The sequence below is a fragment of the Zobellia galactanivorans genome, assembly GCF_000973105.1.
In the GTDB taxonomy this organism is placed as follows: domain Bacteria; phylum Bacteroidota; class Bacteroidia; order Flavobacteriales; family Flavobacteriaceae; genus Zobellia; species Zobellia galactanivorans.
Window position 1 is genome coordinate 2,476,079 of sequence record NC_015844.1, and the last position, 24,320, is coordinate 2,500,398.

Consider the following 24,320-nt stretch of genomic DNA (forward strand, 5'->3'; position numbering starts at 1 on the left):
GGCTTTTGTACAATATAGAATAATCGAGAAATTTATGCGCGTATTCAAATTTGGAGGAGCATCGGTTAAAGATGCCAACGGAGTGAAAAATGTGGTCAATGTTTTAAAACAAACGGGGCATAGCAATACCATTGTGGTGGTCTCGGCCATGGGGAAGACCACGAATGCCATGGAGGCTACGGTCAATGCCTATTTTAGCGATAAGTCTGCCTTGACGGCGGCATTTCAAGAAACCATAGCCTATCACGATGCTATTCTTAAGGATCTTTTTGACAATGATAAGCATGTGATTTTTTCCCAAGTAAAAGGCCTTTTTGATGAGGTGCAGGGATTTCTGGCATGGAATAAATCACCTAACTATAACTTTGTATATGACCAAGTGGTAGGTTATGGCGAGTTGATATCTACGACCATACTGAATGCTTACCTCAATGAGGTAGGTATCAAGAGCAATTGGGTCGATATTCGCGACTTTATCAAAACCAATGACAGTTATCGCGATGTGTCGGTCAATTGGGAAAAGACCCAAGAACGGGTTGCTAGAAACATTGATAAGTCCAAACTCAATATAACCCAGGGCTTTTTGGGTAGTGACGACAATAACTTTACAACGACCTTGGGTAGGGAGGGGTCAGATTATACGGCCGCCATATTGGCCTATTGCCTAAATGCCGATTCGGTTACCATATGGAAAGATGTACCCGGCGTACTCAATGCCGATCCACGGTATTTTTCGGAAACCCAATTATTGAACAACATATCATATCGTGAGGCGATCGAATTGGCGTTTTACGGGGCTTCGGTAATCCACCCGAAGACGCTTCAGCCTCTGCAGAAAAAAGAAATTCCGCTTCACGTGAAATCTTTCTTGAATCCTTCCGATCCGGGTACTACGGTGGGTAAGGGTGTAGGGATAGAGCCCAAGGTGCCTTGTTTTATCGTTAAGAAAAACCAGGTATTGATGAAATTGTCTTCCTTGGATTTTTCTTTTATCGTAGAAGATAGCATCAGTGAGCTTTTTAAATTGTTCCATGACCATAAAATGAAAGTAGACCTGATCCAGAATTCTGCCATTAGTTTTTCGGTCTGTGTCGATAATCGTTTCGGTCGGTTGGAAGATCTTTTAAACCTTTTGAAAAGCAGGTTCAAGGTCGTACACCATGAAGGCGTATCCCTTTATACCATTAGACATTTTGACGAAAAAGCGATCGAGTCTTTGCAGAACGGACATGAAGTGCTCTTAGAACAGAGAGGTAAGGAGACTTTACAATTAGTAGTGAAGTAATCTTCATGCTGTAGGTCTAAATTTGTTAAAAAGCGGTTGGCCTCTCGTGTTTTTCCTATCTTAGCGGTTACCTAATTGATGATATAACTATGGGTTTAGTGACCGCGAAGGAAGTGGCCAATGCTACCAATCTTGATAAATACGGGTTTTTTGGTACGTTCGTGGCTTGGATATTGCTAAGGGTCACGAAAATTTCAAACATGAACCGACGGTACGATAAGATGAGCCATCTTAATGGTACCGATTTCTTGGATGCCGTTCTGGAAGAGTACGAAATCGATTATGAAATTCCCGTAAACGATTTGAAGCGGCTTCCTAAAGAAGGGGCGTTTATCACGGTGAGCAACCACCCGCTTGGGGGAATGGACGGTATTATACTACTGAAGCTGATGCTTCAACATCGGCCGCAGTATAAAGTAATAGCAAATTTTCTCTTGCAAAGGTTCAAGCCTTTGGCTTCCTATATTTTTCCGGTGAATCCGTTTGAAGACCATAAAGAGGCCAAAAGCAGTATGGCCGGTTTTAAAAGCGCCATGTTGCATTTGAAGGAAGGCCATCCCGTCGGAATTTTTCCTGCAGGGGAGGTGTCTACTTTTAAGGAAGGAAAACTGGTGGTCGATAGGCCATGGGAACCTACTGCCATGAAATTGATACGCAAGGCCCAAGTGCCCGTGGTACCTATTTATTTTCACGCGAGAAATAGCAAGCTTTTTTATCGCTTGGCGAAGATCAGCGGTGTCTTTCGAACGGCAAAACTACCCTCAGAGGTATATTCGCAAAGGAACCGGCCCATTAAGGTACGCATTGGCCAGCCTATTTCGGTAGCTACCCAGAATGAACAAGAATCATTGGAGGAGTTTACTGAACTTATACGGAGAAAAACCTACATCCTCTCTAATATTTATGAGAAGGAACGATTGATCGACCAGATTCCTACCACATTAAAATTACCGAAACAGCCCCGGCAGATCGTTCAACCCGTTCGGGCCGATCTTATAGAGGCTGAAATCGCAAAGCTTATCGAAAACGATAGGCGTATGGTGCAGAGCAAAAATTACGAGGTGTTTTTGGCCCCGGCCGATGAAATGCCCTATGCCCTTCAGGAAATTGGACGTCAACGGGAGATTACCTTTCGCGAGATTGGGGAAGGAACCAATAACTCCATCGACATTGACGAGTTCGACTCGTATTATCATCATATGTTTCTGTGGGACAATGAGGCAAGAGTGATCGCGGGGGCCTACCGAATGGGACTTGGGTCTGAAATTTTCGCCAAATACGGGATAGATGGTTTCTACCTTCAAGACCTGTTTCGCTTTGAGCCCGAACTCTTCGGGATGATGAGCCAGTCCATTGAGATGGGAAGGGCCTATATCGTCAAGGAATACCAGCAGAAGCCCATGCCCCTTTTCCTTTTATGGAAGGGCATTGTTCATACCACTTTGCGCTACCCCGAGCATAAATATCTGATTGGAGGGGTGAGCATTAGTAACCAGTTCTCGAACTTTTCAAAATCGCTGATGATCGAGTTTATGAAGAGTAATTATTGGGATCCCTACGTGGCCCAGTATGTAAGGCCTAAGAAAGAGTTCAAGGTTAAATTGAAAGACGCCGATAAGGAGTTTGTCTTCGATGAGACCCAAGCCGACCTCAATAAATTTGATAAACTGATCGATGAGGTAGAACCGGGAAGCCTGCGTTTGCCCGTATTGATAAAAAAGTATATCAAGCAGAATGCGAAAGTTGTGGCCTTTAATGTGGACCCCCTGTTCAACAATGCGGTAGACGGATTGATGTACATTAAAATATCAGACTTGCCCGAAAGCACGGTAAAACCTGTAATGGAAGAGTTTCAGGCCGAATTGGAGCGCAAGTTTATGGAAGCGCAACAAAATTCATAGCCGCTAGGGGAGCGGCTTAATCATTTCCTACGGCCGTACTTCTTCGTTCAAATAACAGATTGTCTTTCCAGACTCCATCTCTTTTGCCAACACGTTCGCGTTTGCCAATATAGCGGAAGCCCATTTTCTCGTGAAGGTGGATGCTTCCTGTATTTTCGGGGAAGATTCCCGATTGTAGGGTCCATAGACCGTGTTTTTCACTTTCCTTGATCAAAGACTGCATCAATCGAGAACCTACCCCTTTTCCTCGGGCGTCCTTTGCAATATAGATGCTGACTTCGGCCACACCTCGGTATACCGCCCTTTTCGATACGGGCGACAGGGCCGCCCAGCCCATGCATTTATCCCCTGAATAAGCAATGAGCCTGCAGCTTTCAAGATGGTTGGCATTCCATGCTTCATAAGAGGGGAGTTGATATTCAAAAGTGGCGTGGCCCGTGGCCATGCCATCGGCATATATTTCGGATACCGAGGCCCAGTCTTTCTTACACATGGGTTTTAATTCTATTGCGGACATCTATTAAAAATTAACCCTCGGTTCATTATAGGCTTTTAAACCAGTCTTGAAAGTATTCGCCCACGACCGCTGTTGGGGCCATTTTATTGTTGGCCGCATTGATCAGGCTCATCACGATCAATACCAAACCGATTACTGCAGCGAAACAGCCTATGATGGGAATAAAGGCTAAAAGAATGGTAAGTAGCCAGATGCCCAAGGTCTGCCGGATATAGAAACTTCCGAACTCTGTTTTGTTCTGTGAGTTCATAATCAGCGCCGCGATCCATCCGATTATGGTAATATGGGCGATGATGGCTACAATCTTTCCGCTTTCGGGCTGGTTTGGGTCAAAAGTTTCCTTGACTTCTTCCTTAAATTCATTGGCGGCTTTTTTTGCTTCCTCTGCAAAATCTTTTCCGAAATCTTTTTTTTCTTCTGACATGGTTATAGTTTTTTTTGAGCAGTTTGTTTCTATAAAATTACGCGATAATGAACTTATAAAAAAGCCTGTTTAATGGTTTTCCTAGCTTTGTTTAGGGGTGCTTTTCTTGTCGGTAAATATGTTTTTTTGCCTCGTTAAGAAAACCTCCGGTTGGGGTCGGGCTTACTTATTTTTGGGCCTTAGGGTGTTCTCGTACAGTGCGATCCAATCGTCAACGGACATCTTTTTACAAAGTTCGGCAATGAGGTCGTAAGGTATGTCGTTCATCGATTTAAAACGGATGCAGCTTTTTCCCATGTCCAATTTCCGTTTACAGTGTTTAGGGTATTCGGAAATAAACCAACTGTATAGTTTGTGGTCGGCATAAATGGCCAAATGGTACAGTGCAATAAAGTTCTTTTGTGAGGCCAGGTTTATAAAGGGAAGTGGAAGTTCAGGATTGCAATGATAGCCATTTGGATAAGCGGAATGGGGAACCACATAGCCAAGCATGCCGTAGCTCATTTGTTCTTCGAAGCCTTTGGGCAGGTGGTCCAAAACGGTCTTTCGAAGTCGGGAAAGGGCTTCTTTACGGTCTTCCGGTAGTTGGGCGATATATGCTTCCGGCGTATCGGCCTTGTGTTTCATCATTAAAGGTGTTGGTCTACTAGAATAGGGTTGCCGTCAGGGTCTTTGAGCATAAAACTTGCCGGGCCGGTACTTTGCTCATCGGCTTCGGTATCTAGTGTGATGCCTTGGGCCTTGAGTTGTTTTTGCAGGTCCCGAATGTCGGTAAAGGAGTCAAGCTTTTCCGCATTGCTATTCCAGCCGGGATTAAAGGTGAGGATGTTCTTGTCGAACATACCTTGAAAAAGGCCCACCGTAGCGTCACCATTTTTCATGATCAACCAGTTTTGGGAAGCATCTCCGCCGAAAACGGAGAAGCCCAAGGTTTCATAAAATTGTTTTGACACCTGAATGTCCTTGACATTCAGGCTTACCGAAAAGTTACCTAAGTGCATCGTTTTTTGATTTTATGATGAATAAACTCAACGTTTCACAATCCGATGGGGGTACTTTACAGCGTGGATTATAGTCTTCTAAGTTAGCAAAATTTTGCCTTAATCTTGTCGACTACCGTTTGGGCCAGTTTTTCGAGACTTTCTACCGTCCATCCAGCTACGTGGGGTGTCAGTACGACATTGTCGGCTTGGATCAGGTATTGGAAGGCCTCGGGCATTCCGCTAAGGTCTGCGGGGCTATTGTCGTCATTCGTGGTTCCGAACATGTTCTCGAAGGAAGCCTTTTCGTATTCAAGGACGTCTAGACCCGCACCTAGCACTTTACCCGACTTAAGGGCAGAAACCAAATCTTCGCTTACGACCGCCTTGCCCCTTGCCGTATTCAACAACCAAAACGGGTTGTGGAATTTTTCTATAAACTCACTGTTGATCATGCCGATGGTAAGCTCGGTCTGGGGTACGTGCAAGCTCAATACATCGGTACGTTGGTGTAATTCCATGATTCCGACTTGACGGGCATTTTCGTCGCCTACGCCGCCTTGAAGGTCGTAACAGATGACTTCTACGTCAAAGCCACGGAGCTTTTTGGCAAAGGCCTTGCCCATATTGCCATATCCGACAATACCAACCGTCTTGCCGTCTAATTCTATACCGCGGTTGCCCTCACGGTCCCATTTGCCTGAACGCACTTCTTTATCGGCTTTTTGGAGTTTGTTGAATAGGGAAAGTAACATGCCCAAGGTATGTTCCCCAACGGCATTACGGTTGCCTTCCGGCGCCGCGGCCAAAAATATATCGTTGGCTTCGGCATGGCGTACGTCAATATTTTCTAGACCGGCACCCAGCCTACCTATAAATTTGAGCTTACGGGCCTTGTTTAGAAACCCACTGTCAATGCTAAATCGACTGCGGATAATAAGTCCGTCGTACTCATGTATTTTACTTTCGATTTCCGCTTTGGAGGAAGTGTAGTCTTCGTCATTTTGAAAACCAAGTTCGTTAAACTGTTCTATCAGTAAGGGGTGGTTTACATCTACATGTAAAATTTTCATTTTTTCAGCCATAGTTGTATGGGCGTTGCGCCTTTTTATAAGTGTTCGTATAAGCTATATCCCCACCGTATGAAGAAAGCCTATGTGTTCGGTTTACCTAAGATGGTTTTGTCTTGATTCGAATGGAGAGGAGAGATGTGTCCTATATTCCATTGAATAGCCTACGAAGGTACTAAAATAGATGATTTGCCTTAGATGCCCAACACCATTTTTGCTATGGAAAAGTAGATAAGGATACCGAATATGTCGTTGCTGGTGGTAATAAACGGTCCGGTTGCTATTGCAGGGTCGATGCCGCGTTTGTGCAGGAATAAGGGGATAAAGGTGCCTATAAAGCCCGCAACTAGGATGACCGCTACCAAAGATAGGCAAATAGACAGGGAGGTAAGGAAGTCGCCCTTCCATAGCCAAGTAAAAAGTAGTAAGATCAAAGCTAGGATGGTACCGTTTAGAAGGGCCAATAGCATTTCTTTTATCAAACGGTTTCCTACACTGCCCTTTAAGTCGTCGTTGGCAAGACCCTGAACCACGATTGCACTCGATTGTACTCCTACGTTGCCCGCCATTGCGGCAATTAAAGGGGTAAAGAAGAACAGCACCGCGTGTTTGCTGATCAGTTCCTCAAATCCGCCCATGATACCTGCGGCCCCAATACCACCGACAAGTCCCAAAAATAGCCAAGGAAGCCGTGCGCGGGTGAGTACCCAAATACTATCATCGGCTTCTACGTCTTGTGAGATACCCGCCGCCATTTGATAATCTTTGTCGGCCTCTTCACGGATAACATCTACAATATCATCAATGGTAATACGGCCTACCAAACGTCCGATTTCGTCAACTACGGGAATGGCCTCCAAATCGTATTTAGACATGATCTTGGCTACTTCTTCGGGTTTTTGGTTGACGTTTACCGAATCGACTTTTGGGATGTACACCTCGCTGATATGGGTTCTGGTGGAGGTGGTCAGTAAATCTTTTAATGAAAGGCGGCCTTTGAGTTTATCTTCATCATCTACTACGTAAATGGAGTGGACCCTAGTGACGTTCTCGGCCTGTGCGCGCATTTCTTTTACGCACTTGAGAACATCCCAACTTTCCCTGACCTTTACGAGCTCTTTGGCCATTAGACCCCCTGCGGAATTCTCATCATAGCGCAAAAGGTCTACGATGTCTTTGGCGTGCTCTCGGTCTTCAATTTCGGAAATGACCTCTTGGATAATTTCGTTCGGAAGCTCCCCGATAATATCGGCGGCATCATCGGTGTCGAGTTCATCGAGCTCTTCGGCAATTTCCTTGGCCGAAAGGTTGTTCAGGATATATTCTCGAACATCTTCGTCAAGTTCCGTCAGAACATCGGAGGTCTTATCGCTTTCAAGAAGCTTGATCAGGTAGGTAGCTTCGTCTTCGTTTAACTCATTGATGATTTCCGCGATATCGGCGTAATGTATATCTTCCATCAGGTTTACCAATTCGGTATCCCTTCGGGATTCTATAAGCTGCTCGATCTCAGCTAGGAGTTCATCTGTGAGTTTAAACGGTGTCATTTTATGCTATCATAGAAAACGGTAAAGAAGAAACTGCCGCAAAGCTAAAGAAAAACGACTAAAGCGTTGCGCTCTTTACGATTTCTTAGCACGCTTTATCAATAAAAATTCCGTTTTAGTGCAGGGCAATGCCAATATCTCTTCTTGAAAGTGATAGCCGAAGCAATCGCTATGCCATATCAGCGGCTATTTTCTTGGTCAATGCGATAAAATCGTTTACGCTAAGCTGTTCAGGGCGTTGGTCAAAGAGGGTGTCGCCCTTGAGTTCGGGAGATAGGTCGAAAGTCTTTAGGCTGTTGCGAATGGTCTTTCTGCGTTGGTTAAAAGCGGCTTTCACTACCCTGAAGAACAATTTTTCGTCGCAGTCAAGGGTAAAGTCCTTTTTGCGGACCAAGCGGAGTACGCCCGACTGCACTTTTGGAGGAGGGTCAAATACTTGGGGAGGTACCGCAAACAAATATTCGGCATCGTAATAGGCCTGTACCAATACCGATAGAATGCCATAGGTTTTATTGCCTTCCCCTTCGCAAATACGTTGGGCCACTTCTTTTTGGAACATACCTGAAAACTCGGGTACCTGTTCCTTTAGTTCCAGCATCTTGAAAACGATTTGGGTAGATATGTTGTAGGGGAAGTTTCCTGTTATGGCAAAGGGCTCATTGCCGAATACATCCGATAGGTCGTATTTTAGGAAGTCGGCCTCAACTACTTGTAAAGAGCCTTTTCCGGCCATGGCTTTAGGGTGTTCCAAGGGAAAACTGTGGTTAAGGTAGACGATGGAATCGGCATCGAGGTCCATGGCAACAAGGTTCATATCGCGCAAGAGCAAATGTTTGGTGAGCACGCCCGTACCCGGACCTATTTCCACTACATTTCTATAGCCTTCCAGGGAAAGGGTGTCCGCAATTTTTTTGGCAATCTCCTCATCCTTTAAAAAGTGCTGGCCTAAATGCTTCTTCGCCTTTACGGGACTATCTTCTTTCCAAGACTTTGTGGAGTGTTGTTCGTAACGTTTCTTCTTTTTTTTGCCCATATTTTTCTTTTAAGCCCTTATATAAACCCAAGCCGTCTTGCCCGATTTTAAACCGACTTTCTTTTTCTTGTATGCGGCGCCTTCGTATTGGTCCGCCTTTGTCAATTCGTTTTGTTCTAATTCGTAAACCACGCCTTCAATACGGTCTTCCGTACTGTTTGTTTCTTCGGCAACCAGGTATCTGCCCATTATTTTTTCTGGGGAAATACGAAAACCGTTCAGCACATCGGGACTTCCCTCCAGGCTGCGCCCGAAAACCTGTTGTTGTATATACGGGTCTTGAAGGGTTCCGTAAGTAAAGAGGTGTGGCATTTTTACTGGAGCTGAATCGTTAGTGTTCACTTACGATTTCCATCTCGGTCCTGAACGAAACGAATTTGTTCGGAAACCGTTTATGGGCATCTTCACGCAATCTGGGTGCGTCTTCCGCATAATAGCTTTCCAGTACTTCCTTGCTCAAGGTGGTGAACTGAACCGAGTAGCTGATACCTCCCATTTCTTCTTCTACCAATATCTTGCTCATCTTGGCGTTCAAGAATTTGCCGGTGGCCAATACATCGGGTATGTGCACTTCACGCATCCATATAAGCCATTCGTCATGCACCGACTCTTCTATATTGGTTGTTACATTGTATATGTACATAGTGTTGTTTTAGTCTTTTAGCAAATCTAATGCCTTTTCCAATACCTCGTCCCTTCCTTCTTGAATACCTGCGATAGTAGGTTTTACTTCTACATCAATTTTTACGCCAACTCTCTGGGTTTTTGTTCCATCAGGATAAAAAATACCTGTCCCGGAAATTCCTGTTTTGAAACCGCCTACGAATCCAATTGGGCTAACATTTCCATCGGCAGCACAGGTTTGGCTGCCAATTGTCATTACATTGTCGTATGTCTGAAAAGCCATGGTGGTAAACTCGGCACGGCTGATTGTCTGTGAGTTGACCAACAGAATAATTTTGCCCTTATAGTGTTCCTTAGTTTTATTGGAGCCTCCGCATTTTAGTGTTTTTGTCCACTTAAACCTACCTGGGTAACCCAAATCTGGAACTACAATTTTCACAAATTCTTTTGGACTGCTGTTCAGGTAATTTGCTATTAGGTACATAGTGCCTTTAGGATAATTTCGGATATCAAAAATGATAGCTTTTTTGTCTATTAAACTATCCATCATTTGCGAGACGTCCTCTTGGGTAACTTCTCCCATATTTACGTAACCAATAGTATTGTTGAGTATTTTATATTTTTTCTTTGTGGGTTGCTCGTAATTAAAGTCTTTAAACGGGTACCTTCCTATTTTTTTGGTAATGGGTTTTCCATTCCTTAGTAATTCTACCGTGACCGAATCTGTACTGCCATTAAAAATTTTGTTCCGGGCAAAAGCAAGCTTAGCGGCATGGTTGGAGCCTTGTATATAGTTTTTTCTTTCTTCAAAAACATCAATAACGTTCTGTCCGTTCACTTTGCTAATGACATCTCCAATTTTTAAATCGTTTAGTCGGGCCAATGAATCGTTAAAAGGTCTTACGATTACAGCTTTATTGTCGATTATCCTGTGGGTCACGGGAATGTAATTATTCCCAAAATATTCATTTAGTGTGTCTGTACTTAAACCCGCGTGGCTATCATCAATATGTACCACTAGTTCTAGCATAGCCAAATGGTAATCCAATTCAGATTCGGGGTGAAGAAACTTAGGCAGTATTTGTGTTAATACATCGTTCCAAGGGGTGTCCATTTGATACTTGTATGGAAAAAAATACGCAACCGTATTCCAATATCTGAATAAGGCTAGTAGCCTTAAGTTCTTATCTTTCCATAGGAAGTTTGGGTATTCAGGTTCATTTTGGATAATGATATTTTGTGCCTTTGTTGTCTTTTTAGCTGTGGTCACGTAGTATTGCTTGCCTTGAAACCTATTTGTTTCTATAAACCGGAGTTTATCGGAAAGCTGTTTTGAAAAGAGCTGGTTATCCTGTATCCACGATAGATCAAAGTTTTTATTGAAACGGGCCGTAGATGTGGGCGTTTGGCAAGACTTGCAGGGTTTTATTTCACCGAGTGAACCTATCCAATCTATTAATACTTGTGATAGTTCTTCCTTGGAATTGGTCTTTTCCGTTCTAGCCAGAATTGTGAATAACTGCTCGTCCCAATTGAATTTTCCTTTGGCTACATTGGGGTGGTAATATTTTAGGAAACCCCAGACTTTGCCGACCGAAGCAAGTTTTTCGGTTTCGTTCAGTGGGGTGGGTTTTGCTATCACCTGACCCGAAAAAAATAGTGTAATTAGAAAAATCAAAGTGAATCTGCCCATGCTCTATTGTTTGTGTTTGCTTTAGATAACTATCTCAGTTCACGGCATCACCTCGCAACATTCTAAAATTCTTTCGCGCTTGTGGAAAATAATAACTGTCTTGGTAGTTATAGATAATTTTCTCGTAGTGCGTTTTGGCTTTTTCGGGTTGGTTCAGTTTGTTTCTATAGAGTTCGGCGAGTTTAAAGTGCGCATCGTCAGCCAGTATACCGTTGGCGTAGAACTCGATTATTTTTAGGTAGTTGTATTCGGCCGCTTCGTAGGCTTTGGTGCGTTCTAAGAGCTCGCCTTGCTTTAAAAGGGCCTCGTCTTCAATTTTTTCGCCTTTATGGTTTTTTAAGATATCGTCAAGTTCGGTGATGGCCTCTTTTGTTTTGTTCTGATAGGCGAGCAGGTCGGCCCGGGCGTATTTTTTTAGGGCGGTCTGTGTAGAGTCTTCCAGTGAATTGTCTGAAATCAATAGGCTCAATTGCATGGCGTCGTTGGCAATAAGTTGTGAAGTGGAACTCCTCAATACTTTTAACTGGGTAAGGGCCCAATCAAAATCGCCCTTGTAAAAACTGGTCTGTGCCACTTTGTAACGTGCATTTTGCCCTAAGACGTCGTTTTTAAGGTTCTTTTGTATTTGTGAAAAATAGATGAGCGCTTCGTTAAATCGCCTGTCAAAGACCAAGATGTCGCCCAGTGCGAGTTTTACGAAGGCTTTGCCCCGGTTGTTCAGCGGTAGCTCAAGACTTTGTTTTAAGACTTGTACGGCTTTTTCGGGATTCTCTTTTTTAAAGGTGAGAAAGTTGGCGTAGGCCACCTGTAACTGAAGGGTCTGTGCCTTGTATCCGTGAAGCGCTATCAGCTCGTCAAATTGCTTTTGTATCTCTTCAAGCGCTTTTTCCGAAGGGTCTAAAAGCTGGATGTCTATTAGATTGAGCTGGGCGTTGAGCTTGGTTATGGCATCGGCGCTGTTATCGGCTATATATTGAAAAATTTCTTGGGCGGTATCGGTTTCGTTGTCCTCTAGGGTAATGTTTCCGAGGGTGTTGAGACGTTGGGTATTGGCGCCTTCCATACGTTTGTAAATAGCCTTCTCTTGCCGAAAGGCACTGCCGTATTGTTTCTGTTGCACAAAGAGCCAGCTTAAAAGTTCGTTCCAAAGGATATTGGGGTTTTTCTGGGCATTCTGCAACAGTGTTTTTTTGAGAATGAGGTTGTTCTCGTTTTCGGGATCGGCAGTAATAAAATCGTCAATGCTCCGTAGTACGTTCGATTTTGAGGTTTTTCCCTCGCTGATCAGGTTTAAATACGAAACGTACATTTTTTCAATATTGCCCTGTTCCCCATAAATGCGGGCCATTTGATAATTATAATCAAGTTGGGGATTGAGTTCCATTGCCTTGTTGTAGGCCTTGAGGGCCTCGTCGAGCAAGGCGTATTTTTGAAAGCGATACCCTATGCCATAACCGTAATTGGGGTTTTGGTCTATTTGGGAGATGGCTTTTTCGTAGTATTCCTTGGCCTTTTCAGGACGGTTCTGCAGGGTGTAGTTATATCCCAATTCTATGAACAAGGTGGGGTAGACATGGGGTTCTTGAATTTTTTTTAAGAGAAATTCCTCTGCGTCCGTATATCGTTCCAGTTGCTGGTAGGTGGCTATCAGGCCTTCGGTGTAGTCTGTTCTACGCGGATTTTTCTCCACTAATTTTTCGTAGTAGATCACCGCTTTTTCAAAATCACCATCATTAAAATACTGTTTCGCCAAGAAGTCTTCTTGGGCTACAGCGGAAAATGTTATAAGAAGAATGGCGATAAAGTAGAGAGCCTTCATGTATGAAATTTAACAAATTTAAACTAGCCTGGGAAAAGAATCTGTTAAGGGGATTATAATTTGGACATATTTAAGCTTTAAAAGCAATTTACTCCATTCCGTACAATATTGAAAGCCGTTCGTACAATGTTCCTATGGTCTCTTTTTGATTTGTAATATATTTATAATCAATGTATTGATTGTTTTATTTTTAAAATTTAAAAACATGGCGGTTTTTGTAAAAAATTGTGAGCGTTACTCGGCCTTTCTATATCCGAACGGGAGTAATTCCGGAAGAATTAATTTGTATTGTGCCGATGGGAACAAGCTGTATCTTCTTTTTAAAAACGGTGCCCTGCCGGCCAATAGCTATGATGATAGTACAAAATCAGGAGTGGGTTATGAGCCTATGGACCGGTTCAGCGATTATTTGGATCTGATCAGAAACGAAAAACCGATTTGGGTTACGTTCAATACTTCGAGAAAAACCTATGTGGTCTATACTTCAGGAGAAGAAGTAGGGGAAGGGGAAATGTAAACGAAAAAAATAAAAATCGGCCAGAAGCAAATATGCCCTGGCCGATTGTAATACGCTTAGTCTATACGGTCAAATCCGCAATAAGGCACCAAAACTTCGGGAATCTGAATTCCGTCGGGAGTTTGGTAGTTTTCCAAAATTCCCGCTAAAACCCGGGGTAGGGCCAAGGAACTTCCGTTTAGGGTGTGTGCCAGTTGGCTTTTTCCGTTTTCGTCTTTATAGCGAAGCTTTAATCGGTTGGCCTGATAGGTTTCAAAATTAGATACCGAACTGATTTCCAGCCATCGGTCTTGCGCCGTCGAGAAGACTTCAAAATCATAGGTAAGGGCCGAGGTAAAACCTAGGTCACCGCCACAAAGCCTAAGGATGCGGTAAGGTAATTTGAGTTCCCTAAGTATATTTTTTACGTGTTCTACCATGCCATCCAAGGCGTGGTACGAATTGGCCGGATTTTCTACGCGGACAATTTCAACCTTGTCGAATTGGTGCAGGCGGTTCAGGCCGCGAACATGCGCTCCATAACTTCCGGCTTCCCTTCTAAAACAAGGGGTGTAGGCGGTATAGCAAATAGGAAAATCGCTTTCTGCGACTATCTCGCCACGAAAAAGGTTGGTTACCGGTACTTCCGCAGTAGGGATGAGGTATAGGTCATCTTCTCCCACGTGGTACATTTGGCCTTCCTTGTCGGGCAACTGTCCGGTTCCAAAGCCGGAAGCTTCGTTCACCAAATGCGGTACTTGCATTTCGGTATAACCGGCTTCTGTATTTTTATCGAGAAAATAGGAAATCAGGGCACGTTGTAAGCGCGCACCTTTTCCTTTGTAAACGGGAAAGCCGGCGCCGGCAATTTTTACGCCCAGTTCAAAATCGATGATATCGTATTTTTTTGCCAGTTCCCAGTGGGGAAGGGCATCGGTGTTCAAAACGGGGATTTCACCTTCTTTGAAGACCTCTTCGTTGTCTTCGTCCGTATTGCCCGAAGGTACCGATTCGTGCGGAACATTGGGTATTTGGTAAAGGGCCCTTTGCAGTTCTTCGGCAATGGTGTTGAGTTCTTCGCCCAGCTTTTTCGAATCTTCCTTTAGGGTTCCTGTCTTTTCTTTAAGGGCATTGGCTTCTTGGGCCTTGCCAGTTTTAAAGAGTATGCCTATTTCTTTGGAAAGTTTATTGCTTTCCGCCAAGGTGTTGTCCAAAGCAGTTTGTGTTGAACGTCTCTTTTCGTCCAATTCCAATACTTCATCAATCAATGGTGCGGCATCTATATTGCGCTTTTTCAATGCGTTTATGATGTCGTCTTTTTTGTCTCTAACGACCTGTAGCTGTAACATTGCTCTTAAATTTAGTCTGCAAATTTAAACTAATGATTAAAAACCAATACATTTACGGCCGTTATAATCTTATTATTTTATGGTTTTTGAACATTTTGCGCTCAACGTTACCGAAATACATAAAAGGGTAGACTGGTTTGTTGTGCATTTGGGGCTACAGGTCGTGGTGGCCCAAGAAAAATCGCCTTTTATGACCTTTTTGGCCGATACTACGGGCAGGGTCATGTTAGAGCTGTACCAAAAAGAGGAAGAGCCCCTGAGCAATTTCAAGGAGCGGCATCCGGCCACCTTTCATGTAGCCTTCGTTTCCGATAATGCCGAAGGCGATAAACTAAGGCTTGTGGCCGAAGGGGCCACGCTTGTCGAAGAGGTAAAAAGGGAAGGGCTACATTTAGTAATGCTTCGTGATCCTTGGGGCATGCCCTTGCAATTATGCCAGCGTGCTAAAAAGTTTTAGGCACTTTTTCTGCGGTAGATGAGGGTAAAATCCATTCATTATGCCAAAAATAATTCCATTTTGCACTGGCCAGATCTACCGTCTGGTCAATAAAGGCACGGTACGGTTTTCCGTTGACACTTACTTTCGAGTTAAGGGCGTATACCGCTATGTCTTTTCCTTTTTCGGCATATTCCTTTTTTAACCTTTGGGCGAATTGCCAGATAAAATCGGGGTAGCCTCCAATTCTTCTTTGTTGTTTTTTTGTAAGGTAATCTTTTGTGTTGATGGTCGTTTTTTCTCCGTTTTCCTTGTCCACTACCTGAAATTTGATGCTTCCGGAACGACTTCTTAGCATCATGCGCCAACTGAGTCTATGGCCTTCTTCGGTCCATAGTACATCGTCTTTTATAAAGTGATGCCTGATAGGAAGCGCCAATTGTACCACGAAATATAGGCCTCCCAAGATATAGACCGTGTTTCTGAAAGAAGGCACTTCGATTTTTTGCAAGAGGTAGGGAGGCTTCTTCTTGAAAAAAATACGGCGTATGGTCTCAGGTTCGAAAAAGAATACGGTAAATGCCAGCGATAAATAGGGGAATATACCGATTTGAAAGACTATGGAGTTGAACAGATGGAAAAATACGGAGGCGATAAACGCTATTTTTCGTGTAGGCTTCCATAGAAGGGCCGGTACGACCAGTAAGTCGAAAAGAATACCGTAAACGCCCATAATCTTGTGAATGAAGGGCTCTTGCAAAAGCTCTCCTATAATCGGGTAACTGGCTTTGTTGAGCATCAGGATACGGATAATCCCGAAATCTAACCAATCCCCGTAGAGCTTGGCAATCGAAGCATAGGTGTATACGATAAGCAATTGAAGGACGATGGCCCATTTAACATAGGCGAACATGCTGTCACTTTTTAATCCCCGATTGCTCCGTAGGTCGAAAGAGTGGCTTCGGTGTGCCGGAAGAAAGCACATGATGAATGAAATGAGTATTAGTAGGTAATAGTGGTTGTTGTACGATGTTTTTTGCATGAGGTAGACGCCGGTCCATAGCAGGGTGAAAGAGATGATGCTAAAACGGTATTTGTAGCCGAGGGCCACCATAACGCCCAGGGTACCCATGATAAAAAAATAAACATACATGCCGTAACCGGGTAGGGGCTGTAGCCAGTCGAAGCCGATAAAGTTGAAAGTGAATTGGGGTTCGACCAAGGTTCGTTTGATCCAGCCTGTAAGTATGGCACCGTAACATTCTAAGGAAATGAGTATTCCGAAAAATATACGGAAAATGATCAAGGGGGAATTATCGATTTTCGAAAAAAGAAAACGATTCAACATTTATTTAGGGATTAACGAAAACGATGTCTGTTTGTCTTTTTCCAGCTGACGCTTTAAGGCTTCGACCGATTCAAATTTGTGTTCATCACGTATGCGGTGTAAGATGTCGATCTGTAATTCTTGCCCGTAGAGATCTTGGTCAAAATCGAAAAAGTTGATTTCAATGGTCTTTTCCTTTCCTTCTACGGTAGGGTTGTACCCAATGTTCATCATACCGAAGACGGTTTTGCCCATCAAGTTGCTTTGTACTACATACACCCCGTTTTTGGGTACCAGCTTGTACGTTTCGGGAATATGGAGGTTTGCCGTAGGAAAGCCGATCTGCCTGCCTAGGCCCTTTCCTTTTTGGATGCTGCCCGTAAGCATATAGTTGTAGCCTAAATAAGTGTTTGCCGTGGCAATGTCCCCTGCTTCGAGTGCCTTTCTGATTTTGGTGGAGCTTACCGATACGGCGTCTATTTCTTGGGCCGAAATTTCCTCTACCTCAAAATTGAAGGTAGAGCCGAACGCCCGTAGGTCGGTGATGTTCGCGTTGCGGTTCCTGCCGAAACGATGGTCGTAACCAATGATGATTTTCTTGGTGTGCAATTGATTGACCAGATTGTCCCTGACGAATTCAGTGGCCGATAGCCGAGAAAATTCTTGGGTGAACGGATGGATGATAAGTAAGTCTAGGCCTAAAGCTTCAAGGATTTTTGTTTTTTCGGCTATAGTGTTGAGTAACTTGATGTTGGTATCTTTTTGTAAGACCATCCGCGGATGCGGAAAAAAGGTGAGTACCGTAGACTTGAGATTTAGGGCCGCCGCGGTTTTAATAAGCCGTTCTAGAATTTCCCGATGACCGATGTGCACACCGTCGAAAGTGCCTATCGTAATGGCAGTGGGGTGTAGTTTATCGTATTTGGAAATGCTTTGGACTGTTACCACCTAATAAAAATAATAAAAAGACTTATATTTGATTCTGTTCTAAACCCCCTTAATGGTTACAAAATTACGTCTTGTTTTTTCAATTACCATAGTATTTCTCTCCTTTTACGCTTCGGCGCAAAGTAAATATTGGGAAGCGTCTACGGTAAGCAAGCGTGTACAACGAAGTGTTTTACAGGGTTCCGAGGATAATGACAGTAAAATCTTCACGTTACGTGAGAATCTTTTTAAGGAAGAGTTGAAGTCTTCCATTACTTCCAAAAAGGCTTCCCATATCGTATATTTTCCAAATTCGAAGGGGGAAATGGTGGCTTATCGCGTACACGAGAGTCCTGTTTTGTCGGCAAAGCTTTCGGAAAAGTACCCGGAAATCAAGTCATATTCGGGCCGGGCCTTGAACGATAGCCAAGATCGTGTGCGTTTTAGTATTTCGCACAACGATGTTCAGGCGATGATCGTTTCGGCCAAAACGCACAAGAACAGTTTTATTGAAAAGAACGAAGATCAAACTTATGTGCTGTATACCGAATCTTCTGATTGGGTCGATAAGTCCGATTTTATTTGTAGTACGGCGGATAAAGTAATGAAGGCCGAACCAAATTTGACGGCCAAGCCTTTAGATGGGCAGGTGCTTAGAAAATATAGGTTGGCCATTTCGGCAACGGCGGAGTATACCCAATACCATGGGGGAACGGTAGCCGATGCCCTTGCGGCGATCAATGCCACCCTTACCCGTGTAAACGAAGTTTTTGAAACCGATTTGGCCGTACGTTTGGAATTGGTATCCGACACCGATAAAATTATTTATACCGATAGTGGCTCTGATCCGTATACAGGTTCGTTGAGCTTGTTGGGCGAACAGGCCCAAAATGCCATGACCAGTGAGATCGGTGAGGCGAATTACGATTTGGGACATGTTTTCCATAAAGGGGAAAATGGGGGGAATGCCGGTTTTATCGGGGCCGTATGTGTAGATAACAGAAAAGGGAGTGCTTACTCCTCAAGCTTGGTGCCTAAGGGCGATAAGTTCGACCTTGATTTTGTAGCCCATGAATTGGGCCACCAGTTAGGGGCCAACCATACCTGGTCGCACGAGAACGAGGGTACCCAAGTACAGGTCGAGCCCGGTAGTGGTTCTACGATCATGGGGTATGCCGGTATTACCGGGGTCAATGATGTAGCGGCTAGGGGAGATGATTATTTTCATTATATCAGCATCAAGCAGATTATTGACAACCTTAAGGAGAAGAGTTGCGGGGAGGTCATTAGTATAGTCGATACGCCACCGGAGGTAGCCCCTTTAGAAGATTATGTGATTCCGAAATCGACACCCTTCGTATTGGAGGGAAGTGCCACCGATGCCGATGCCGGTGATGTTTTAACCTATACTTGGGAGCAGATTGACAATGGTATTGTTACCAATTCGTCTTTTGGGCCGAATAACGCCAGTGGGGCCAATTTTAGGTCACGCTTGCCCAGTTTGGTTCCGGTTCGGTATTTTCCCATGCTTTCGCGGGTAATCCAAGGTCGGTTGACCGAAACCTTTCCGACCCGGGGCTCTGCTTGGGAAACGGTATCGGATGTAGAACGCGATATGAATTTTGCCTTTACCGTACGCGATAATGCCGCAGGTGGGGGTCAAGTGGTTTCGGAATTGATGAACGTTCAGGTGGTAAACAGTGCCGGACCGTTTAAGGTTACATCACAGGCCTCGCCCCAAGCCTTCGTAGCGGGGGAGGTCATTGAAATCGATTGGGATGTTGCCGGCACCGATATGCTGCCCATTGCTACTAAAAAAGTGGATATAATGCTTTCCGTAGACGGGGGGCTTAGCTTTTCCGAACCTTTGGCGACAGGGGTTGATAACAATGGTACGCATAAGGTCGTATTACCAGGGGTAACCGCCACCAAGGCCCGTATCATGGTCAAGGCGGCCGACAATATTTATTATGCGGTCAACGATGCCGATTTTAGTATTGCGGCCTCGCCCTTCATTATGAACTTTTCCGAATTGGAATATGAGGCTTGCCATTTTGATGACCTGATCATTCCCTTTATATACGAAACATATTCGGGTTTTAATGAAGAGGTTACCTTTCAGGCATCTGACGTTCCTGATAATTTGGGTATTTCCTTTACGCCGGCTACAACATCGGTTGGAGGCACTCCTGTAGATATCCTACTCGAAAACACGGAGAATGTACCAGAAGGCGCTTACTCCATTACCATTTCTGCCGTTTCGGCCAGCTTGACGAAAGACATTACCTTCGATTTGAACATATATGACGACGACTTTCCCGAGGTACAGCTTAACGCTCCGGTCGATGGGGCCATAGATGTGTCTATCAACGAATTGTTGGAATGGGAGGAAGACCCGTCGTATACCGCATATGAAGTGCATATCGCCACCGATGCCGCCTTTAGCAACTTGGTAGAGCTCGTTACCGTTAACACCAATAGTTACGTACCGGCGGAATTGAACAACCAAACGCAGTACTATTGGAGGGTGAAACCCTTGAATGCTTGTGGTGGAGGGCCTCTTAGTGCTACTCGAAGCTTTACTACCATTCAGGTGGATTGTACCAATAAGCGCGCGAGGGACCTTCCTTTGGAAATCGTTTCGACCCAACGGAGTACGGTGATTTCAAAAATCGCCTTCTTTGAAGATTTGAAGGTTGACGATATTGATGTGAGGTTGGATATTGACCACGAGTATCTCGAAGATTTGGTGGTGACCCTAACTTCACCGTCAAATACGGTAGTGCCTTTATTTTCAAGTTCTTGTGGAAAATTAAGGAATGTAGATGCCACTTTTGACGATTCGGCGTCCGACTTTGTATGTGGCACTTCTTCAAGTGATGCCATTCAGGGAAGGGTAAAGCCCTTAGGCTCTTTAAGTGCCTTTAAAGGCGAATCGGTTTTGGGGGAATGGATATTGACCGTAGTCGATAATGCTTCGGGTGATGGAGGGGTTATCAATAGCTTTTCTTTAGACATTTGTGTAGAGGGTGAATTTAGGCCCGATGTAGATGACGATGGGGTTTTTGATGATGGGGATGATTTGTGTCTTAATACGCCCCCTGGGGTTGAAGTCGATGTCTCGGGTTGTCAGGTTTTTCGCTTTCCGTCCGATAATTTTGTGATTACCGTTGAGAGTGAGACCTGTAGAAACAACGACGATGGAATGATTTCCTTAACCGCAGCATTGCCCTTGGATTACACGGTTACCGTTACGGGTAATGGACAGGATGTTACGGATACCTTTACCAGTGATTTTGAATTGTTGAACCTTGGCTCGGGTACATATACCTTGTGTATAAATGCTTCGACCCCAGAGTTCGACTATGAGCCGTTTTGTGTGGAAGTGACGGTTTCGCAGCCCGAGCCCTTAGGGGTCTCGTCTTCGGTTTCGTCAGACGGAAAGCAGCTGGTGCTCGCAATGGAAGGTGCCGACCTGTATACCATTCAATTGAATGGGGAAACCTTGTTGACCGATAAATCGGAAGTTACCTTAGATCTAAAGTCCGGAAGCAATACTTTACGGGTATCTACCGGTTTGGCCTGTCAGGGCATTCATGAAGATAGTTTCTTTGTGGCGGGCGACCCCGTGGTATTTCCCAATCCGTTTGACGAGACTACCAAGATTTTGCTTAGGTCGTCGACAGAGACCGTTAGAATCGATATCTTTACTTTAGCGGGTAGATTGGCCAGGAACACCGAAGCTATCCCTCGTAGCGGCGCTATCGACCTCGATTTTACGGGGTTGCCATCGGGGATATATTTGGTAAGGGTCGAAGGGGAGACGATAAAAGGTGTGGTTAAAGTGATAAAACGATGAGGATACTGACTTTCATAGTGATGGGAATAGTGCTCTTGTCGGCTTGTAAAAAAGACTCGCCAAAAGCACCTGAAAAGGCTGATTTAATAGCTCCTGCCAAAAACTCGGAATGCACCCCGGTGCAAGACGATGGTGCCAACAGTAGTTTGGTAAGGTTTAATTGGAAGGCTTCCGATCATACCGAAAACTATGAGCTAAGGGTGAAAAACCTTAATACCGATGCCGTGTTTTCAAAAAGTACGACCGGTACCGTAGAAATCGTTTCCTTAGATAAGGGTACGCCTTTTTCGTGGCAGGTTATAACCACTAACTCTGGAACGAATACGGCTACCGAAAGTGATGTGTGGTTGTTCTATAACCCCGGGAGCCAGACCGATCATGTGCCGTTTCCGGCAGAGATCATTTCACCGGTACAAGGGTCGACCGCTTTTAAGGACATCAACAATAAGGTAAGCCTAAAATGGTCGGGATTTGACCTTGATGGAGATATAGTGGGCTTTAAGGTGTATTTTTCCACTGAAAATCCGCCTACCGATTTATTGAGTGAGGTCAAGGCAAATGTTGATGAGGTAGAAGTAGGGGTGGCCTCTAACACCCTTTATTTCTGGAAGGTGGTTACCACAGATGGAAAAGGCAATATTTCCACTAGCGATATATCGGAGTTTAAGACCCGTTAAATAGGTTCATGGTTCGGGTAACACCGGCCAATACGAAGGATTGTACGAGTTCCGTGCTTTTTTCGAAGCGTTCCTTTAAGGCCTCCTTTTCGGCTTCGCTCCATTCCCCTAAAACGTATTCTACCTGCCGTCCTTTGCCGAAATCGGCGCCGACGCCAAACCTAAAACGGTTGTAGTTGACGGTCTGAAGTACATTTTGGATATCCTTTAAACCGTTGTGGCCACCGTTACTGCCCTTGGTCTTTACACGAAAGGTACCGAACTCCAGATTGATGTCGTCGGTAATTACCAAGACGTTTTCCAAAGGTATTTTTTCTTTGTCCATCCAGTATTTAAGGGCTTTTCCGCTTAAGTTCATAAAGGTTGACGGCTTAAGGCATAGCACGCTTCTGCCCTTTATTTTAAAAAGACCTATATCGCCCAATTTTGCCGTTTCAAAACTAAAGTCCATTTTGTCGGCAAGGGCGTCTAGTACCTTGAATCCGATGTTATGACGTGTTTCGGTGTATTTGTCGCCAATGTTTCCTAAGCCAACGATAAGGTATTTTTTCATGCTGTCGGTTTCTTGTAAAACGGTTTTGTTATTGGTGAAAATAGATTTAAATAAGTGAAACATAAGGTTTCGTTTTATAAGGATTATGTATTCATTCCCCTCGGAAAGATATAAACTTTGGGTATTTAAAAATACAAAAGCGCCCTGGTTTCAGGGCGCTCTTTATAAAACTTCAATTGAAATTTACTCTTGGCTTTCTGCACCCTCGGCTGCGCCTTCAGCTGCTCCTTCTTCACCTTCACCTTCTTCTTCGTCGTCAACGACTACAGCTGAACGCTGGGTCTTAACTTGAACAACAACAGTGGTTTCTGGGTGTAAGATGCTAAATTCATCTTTCAACAAAGACTCTACGGTAATGTTTTCGCCGATTTTCAATTTCGATATATCTACATCGAAGAAATCAGGCAAGTTGTCAGGAAGTGCTTTAATGGCAAGTTTTCTCTTTCTGAAAAGTAAACGGCCACCACTTCTAACCCCTGGTGCATTACCTTGAAGACGAACAGGAATGTTCATCGTAACCTCTTTGTCATCGAACAGTTGGTAAAAGTCGATATGCAAGATTCTATCCGTTACGGGATGAAATTGAATGTCTTGCATGATAGCTCTTACTTTGCTACCGTTCAAGTCAATCTCTACGGTGTGTGCGGCTGGGGTGTAAACTAAATCCCTGAACGCTAACTCATCTGCTGAAAAGTGTAATGGTTTCTCCCCTCCGTATACCACGCAAGGAACCTGTCCAGCATTACGTAGGGCTTTCGTTGCCTTCTTGCCCACGCTTTCTCTTTCTGATCCTTTAATCTTAATTGACTTCATTATATGGTTTAAAATTAATACTCGTTATTGATTCGCTTTTTTACGGCTACATTAAAAATTTTGATGCGATAGAGGTGTTGTGGTGAACCCTATGCATTACATCGGCAAATAGTTCGGCACAGCTCAGTATTTTAACCTTATCGGACTTCCTTCTTGCCGGAATGGAGTCGGTTACGATAAGTTCGAGCAATTGCGAATTTTCAATTTTTTCATAGGCGTCTCCCGATAAAAGGGCATGGGTGGTAATGGCCCTAACGCTCAGTGCGCCTTTTTCCATCATTAAATCGGCAGCTTTCGTCAAGGTTCCGGCAGTGTCTACCATATCATCGACCAAAACTACGTTCTTGTCCTTAACGTCGCCAATAAGCTCCATGTGTGATATAACATTGGCCACGGCACGCTGTTTGTAGCAGATCACAACGTCGCTTTCCAATGCTTTCGAATAGGCATAGGCTCTTTTAGAACCGCCCATATCGGGAGACGCAATGGTCAGGTTGTCGAGGTTTAGGCTTTTCAAATAAGGTAAGAACATGGTAGACGCGAACAGGTGATCTACAGGTTTTTCGAAAAAACCTTGGATCTGGTCCGCATGTAAATCCATTGTAATTATTCTTGTGGCACCGGCGGCCTCGAGCATTTTTGCAACGAGTTTTGCTGCGATCGGTACACGTGGTTTGTCTTTTCTGTCTTGTCTGGCCCAACCGAAATAGGGCATTACCGCTGTAATGTGTCTTGCCGATGCACGTTTGGCGGCATCTAGCATAAGCAACATTTCCATAAGGTGCTCCGAACTTGGGTTCGTAGATCCTATAATGAAAATACGGGCGCCACGTACCGATTCTTCGAATGAGGGCTGGAACTCTCCATCACTGTATCTCGAGAATATTACGTTGCCTAATTCGGCGCCATATGACTTGGCTATTTTAGCAGCCAATTCGGCACTTTGTGTACAGGCAAAAATTTTCGGTTCGGGAACTTGGTAGGCCATGG

General features: G+C 44.3%; 23 protein-coding genes. 6 read left to right on the forward strand and 17 right to left on the reverse strand.

The window, feature by feature from the left end:
* The first annotated feature begins 34 nt into the window (after positions 1 to 34).
* Together ZOBGAL_RS10010 and ZOBGAL_RS10015 are read left to right on the forward strand one after the other, a co-directional pair.
* Positions 35 to 1,285 (forward strand): aspartate kinase, encoded by a 1,251-nt coding sequence (locus ZOBGAL_RS10010; RefSeq protein WP_013993477.1) that lies wholly within the window; start codon positions 35 to 37, stop codon positions 1,283 to 1,285.
* Between the two features lie 89 nt (positions 1,286 to 1,374).
* The gene (locus ZOBGAL_RS10015; protein ID WP_013993478.1) at positions 1,375 to 3,186 is read left to right on the forward strand and encodes a GNAT family N-acyltransferase; all 1,812 of its coding nucleotides are present in this window, start codon (positions 1,375 to 1,377) and stop codon (positions 3,184 to 3,186) included.
* Positions 3,187 to 3,202: 16 nt separating this feature from the next.
* Here ZOBGAL_RS10015 and ZOBGAL_RS10020 read toward each other — a convergent pair whose 3' ends face one another.
* The 11 genes from ZOBGAL_RS10020 to ZOBGAL_RS10070 all read right to left on the reverse strand — a co-directional run bounded on the left by ZOBGAL_RS10020 (position 3,203) and on the right by ZOBGAL_RS10070 (position 12,893).
* Positions 3,203 to 3,703 (reverse strand): GNAT family N-acetyltransferase, encoded by a 501-nt coding sequence (locus ZOBGAL_RS10020; protein WP_013993479.1) that lies wholly within the window; start codon positions 3,701 to 3,703, stop codon positions 3,203 to 3,205.
* Positions 3,704 to 3,728: 25 nt separating this feature from the next.
* A complete protein-coding gene (locus tag ZOBGAL_RS10025) occupies positions 3,729 to 4,127 on the reverse strand; it encodes a hypothetical protein (protein ID WP_013993480.1) in 399 nt (132 codons plus the stop codon).
* A gap of 162 nt (positions 4,128 to 4,289) precedes the next feature.
* On the reverse strand, positions 4,290 to 4,754 hold the full coding sequence (locus ZOBGAL_RS10030; RefSeq protein ID WP_046287441.1) for a DUF1801 domain-containing protein: 465 nt from the start codon (positions 4,752 to 4,754) through the stop codon (positions 4,290 to 4,292).
* A gap of 2 nt (positions 4,755 to 4,756) precedes the next feature.
* Complete coding sequence (locus ZOBGAL_RS10035; protein ID WP_013993482.1) at positions 4,757 to 5,128, reverse strand: VOC family protein; 372 nt, start codon at positions 5,126 to 5,128, stop codon at positions 4,757 to 4,759.
* Positions 5,129 to 5,211: 83 nt separating this feature from the next.
* Positions 5,212 to 6,180 carry a 2-hydroxyacid dehydrogenase gene (locus ZOBGAL_RS10040; RefSeq protein ID WP_046287855.1) on the reverse strand — a complete coding sequence of 323 codons (969 nt, stop codon included), beginning with the start codon at positions 6,178 to 6,180 and terminating at the stop codon, positions 5,212 to 5,214.
* A gap of 191 nt (positions 6,181 to 6,371) precedes the next feature.
* Positions 6,372 to 7,724: a magnesium transporter gene (gene mgtE / locus ZOBGAL_RS10045; protein ID WP_013993484.1), complete on the reverse strand. Its 1,353-nt coding sequence runs from the start codon at positions 7,722 to 7,724 to the stop codon at positions 6,372 to 6,374.
* A gap of 169 nt (positions 7,725 to 7,893) precedes the next feature.
* The gene (rsmA, locus tag ZOBGAL_RS10050) at positions 7,894 to 8,757 is read right to left on the reverse strand and encodes a 16S rRNA (adenine(1518)-N(6)/adenine(1519)-N(6))-dimethyltransferase RsmA (RefSeq protein WP_013993485.1); all 864 of its coding nucleotides are present in this window, start codon (positions 8,755 to 8,757) and stop codon (positions 7,894 to 7,896) included.
* 9 nt (positions 8,758 to 8,766) lie between these two features.
* A complete protein-coding gene (locus ZOBGAL_RS10055; RefSeq protein ID WP_013993486.1) occupies positions 8,767 to 9,069 on the reverse strand; it encodes a gamma-glutamylcyclotransferase family protein in 303 nt (100 codons plus the stop codon).
* A gap of 19 nt (positions 9,070 to 9,088) precedes the next feature.
* A complete protein-coding gene (locus ZOBGAL_RS10060) occupies positions 9,089 to 9,400 on the reverse strand; it encodes a DUF4286 family protein (protein WP_013993487.1) in 312 nt (103 codons plus the stop codon).
* Between the two features lie 9 nt (positions 9,401 to 9,409).
* Positions 9,410 to 11,074, reverse strand: a complete 1,665-nt coding sequence (locus ZOBGAL_RS10065; protein WP_013993488.1) for a S41 family peptidase — start codon at positions 11,072 to 11,074, stop codon at positions 9,410 to 9,412.
* A gap of 34 nt (positions 11,075 to 11,108) precedes the next feature.
* A complete protein-coding gene (locus ZOBGAL_RS10070) occupies positions 11,109 to 12,893 on the reverse strand; it encodes a tetratricopeptide repeat protein (RefSeq protein WP_013993489.1) in 1,785 nt (594 codons plus the stop codon).
* Between the two features lie 205 nt (positions 12,894 to 13,098).
* On the opposite strand from ZOBGAL_RS10070, the gene ZOBGAL_RS10075 reads away from it, so the two are divergent.
* Positions 13,099 to 13,410, forward strand: a complete 312-nt coding sequence (locus ZOBGAL_RS10075; RefSeq protein WP_013993490.1) for a hypothetical protein — start codon at positions 13,099 to 13,101, stop codon at positions 13,408 to 13,410.
* 56 nt (positions 13,411 to 13,466) lie between these two features.
* Here ZOBGAL_RS10075 and serS read toward each other — a convergent pair whose 3' ends face one another.
* Complete coding sequence (serS, locus tag ZOBGAL_RS10080; RefSeq protein ID WP_013993491.1) at positions 13,467 to 14,738, reverse strand: serine--tRNA ligase; 1,272 nt, start codon at positions 14,736 to 14,738, stop codon at positions 13,467 to 13,469.
* 79 nt (positions 14,739 to 14,817) lie between these two features.
* On the opposite strand from serS, the gene ZOBGAL_RS10085 reads away from it, so the two are divergent.
* On the forward strand, positions 14,818 to 15,195 hold the full coding sequence (locus ZOBGAL_RS10085) for a VOC family protein (RefSeq protein ID WP_013993492.1): 378 nt from the start codon (positions 14,818 to 14,820) through the stop codon (positions 15,193 to 15,195).
* Here ZOBGAL_RS10085 and ZOBGAL_RS10090 read toward each other — a convergent pair.
* Entirely contained in the window at positions 15,182 to 16,522 is a 1,341-nt protein-coding gene (locus ZOBGAL_RS10090) for an HTTM domain-containing protein (protein ID WP_013993493.1), read from the reverse strand. The genes ZOBGAL_RS10085 and ZOBGAL_RS10090 overlap by 14 nt on opposite strands.
* A complete protein-coding gene (locus tag ZOBGAL_RS10095) occupies positions 16,523 to 17,449 on the reverse strand; it encodes a bifunctional riboflavin kinase/FAD synthetase (protein ID WP_013993494.1) in 927 nt (308 codons plus the stop codon).
* Positions 17,450 to 17,501: 52 nt separating this feature from the next.
* On the opposite strand from ZOBGAL_RS10095, the gene ZOBGAL_RS10100 reads away from it, so the two are divergent.
* Both ZOBGAL_RS10100 and ZOBGAL_RS10105 read left to right on the forward strand, forming a co-directional pair.
* Positions 17,502 to 21,287: a reprolysin-like metallopeptidase gene (locus ZOBGAL_RS10100; protein ID WP_013993495.1), complete on the forward strand. Its 3,786-nt coding sequence runs from the start codon at positions 17,502 to 17,504 to the stop codon at positions 21,285 to 21,287.
* A complete protein-coding gene (locus ZOBGAL_RS10105; protein WP_013993496.1) occupies positions 21,284 to 21,964 on the forward strand; it encodes a hypothetical protein in 681 nt (226 codons plus the stop codon). Before ZOBGAL_RS10100 ends, ZOBGAL_RS10105 begins: the two co-directional genes overlap by 4 nt.
* On the opposite strand, the gene pth is transcribed toward ZOBGAL_RS10105, so the two are convergent.
* The 3 genes from pth to ZOBGAL_RS10120 form a co-directional block, all read right to left on the reverse strand.
* On the reverse strand, positions 21,951 to 22,580 hold the full coding sequence (gene pth, locus ZOBGAL_RS10110) for an aminoacyl-tRNA hydrolase (RefSeq protein WP_013993497.1): 630 nt from the start codon (positions 22,578 to 22,580) through the stop codon (positions 21,951 to 21,953). The two genes, ZOBGAL_RS10105 and pth, sit on opposite strands and share 14 nt — an antisense overlap.
* A 120-nt stretch (positions 22,581 to 22,700) precedes the next feature.
* Complete coding sequence (locus ZOBGAL_RS10115; protein WP_013993498.1) at positions 22,701 to 23,330, reverse strand: 50S ribosomal protein L25/general stress protein Ctc; 630 nt, start codon at positions 23,328 to 23,330, stop codon at positions 22,701 to 22,703.
* A 46-nt stretch (positions 23,331 to 23,376) separates the two neighbouring features.
* Complete coding sequence (locus ZOBGAL_RS10120) at positions 23,377 to 24,318, reverse strand: ribose-phosphate pyrophosphokinase (protein ID WP_013993499.1); 942 nt, start codon at positions 24,316 to 24,318, stop codon at positions 23,377 to 23,379.
* Between the last annotated feature and the right edge of the window lie 2 nt (positions 24,319 to 24,320).

Bases quoted from the DNA above. Each gene is read 5' to 3' on its own strand.
- ZOBGAL_RS10010 (WP_013993477.1), top strand. From the start codon at position 35: ATGCGCGTATTCAAATTTGGAGGAGCATCGGTTAAAGATGCCAACGGA.
- ZOBGAL_RS10015 (WP_013993478.1), top strand. From the start codon at position 1,375: ATGGGTTTAGTGACCGCGAAGGAAGTGGCCAATGCTACCAATCTTGAT.
- ZOBGAL_RS10020 (WP_013993479.1), bottom strand. From the start codon at position 3,703: ATGTCCGCAATAGAATTAAAACCCATGTGTAAGAAAGACTGGGCCTCG.
- ZOBGAL_RS10025 (WP_013993480.1), bottom strand. From the start codon at position 4,127: ATGTCAGAAGAAAAAAAAGATTTCGGAAAAGATTTTGCAGAGGAAGCA.
- ZOBGAL_RS10030 (WP_046287441.1), bottom strand. From the start codon at position 4,754: ATGAAACACAAGGCCGATACGCCGGAAGCATATATCGCCCAACTACCG.
- ZOBGAL_RS10035 (WP_013993482.1), bottom strand. From the start codon at position 5,128: ATGCACTTAGGTAACTTTTCGGTAAGCCTGAATGTCAAGGACATTCAG.
- ZOBGAL_RS10040 (WP_046287855.1), bottom strand. From the start codon at position 6,180: ATGAAAATTTTACATGTAGATGTAAACCACCCCTTACTGATAGAACAG.
- mgtE (WP_013993484.1), bottom strand. From the start codon at position 7,724: ATGACACCGTTTAAACTCACAGATGAACTCCTAGCTGAGATCGAGCAG.
- rsmA (WP_013993485.1), bottom strand. From the start codon at position 8,757: ATGGGCAAAAAAAAGAAGAAACGTTACGAACAACACTCCACAAAGTCT.
- ZOBGAL_RS10055 (WP_013993486.1), bottom strand. From the start codon at position 9,069: ATGCCACACCTCTTTACTTACGGAACCCTTCAAGACCCGTATATACAA.
- ZOBGAL_RS10060 (WP_013993487.1), bottom strand. From the start codon at position 9,400: ATGTACATATACAATGTAACAACCAATATAGAAGAGTCGGTGCATGAC.
- ZOBGAL_RS10065 (WP_013993488.1), bottom strand. From the start codon at position 11,074: ATGGGCAGATTCACTTTGATTTTTCTAATTACACTATTTTTTTCGGGT.
- ZOBGAL_RS10070 (WP_013993489.1), bottom strand. From the start codon at position 12,893: ATGAAGGCTCTCTACTTTATCGCCATTCTTCTTATAACATTTTCCGCT.
- ZOBGAL_RS10075 (WP_013993490.1), top strand. From the start codon at position 13,099: ATGGCGGTTTTTGTAAAAAATTGTGAGCGTTACTCGGCCTTTCTATAT.
- serS (WP_013993491.1), bottom strand. From the start codon at position 14,738: ATGTTACAGCTACAGGTCGTTAGAGACAAAAAAGACGACATCATAAAC.
- ZOBGAL_RS10085 (WP_013993492.1), top strand. From the start codon at position 14,818: ATGGTTTTTGAACATTTTGCGCTCAACGTTACCGAAATACATAAAAGG.
- ZOBGAL_RS10090 (WP_013993493.1), bottom strand. From the start codon at position 16,522: ATGTTGAATCGTTTTCTTTTTTCGAAAATCGATAATTCCCCCTTGATC.
- ZOBGAL_RS10100 (WP_013993495.1), top strand. From the start codon at position 17,502: ATGGTTACAAAATTACGTCTTGTTTTTTCAATTACCATAGTATTTCTC.
- ZOBGAL_RS10105 (WP_013993496.1), top strand. From the start codon at position 21,284: ATGAGGATACTGACTTTCATAGTGATGGGAATAGTGCTCTTGTCGGCT.
- pth (WP_013993497.1), bottom strand. From the start codon at position 22,580: ATGTTTCACTTATTTAAATCTATTTTCACCAATAACAAAACCGTTTTA.
- ZOBGAL_RS10115 (WP_013993498.1), bottom strand. From the start codon at position 23,330: ATGAAGTCAATTAAGATTAAAGGATCAGAAAGAGAAAGCGTGGGCAAG.
- ZOBGAL_RS10120 (WP_013993499.1), bottom strand. From the start codon at position 24,318: ATGGCCTACCAAGTTCCCGAACCGAAAATTTTTGCCTGTACACAAAGT.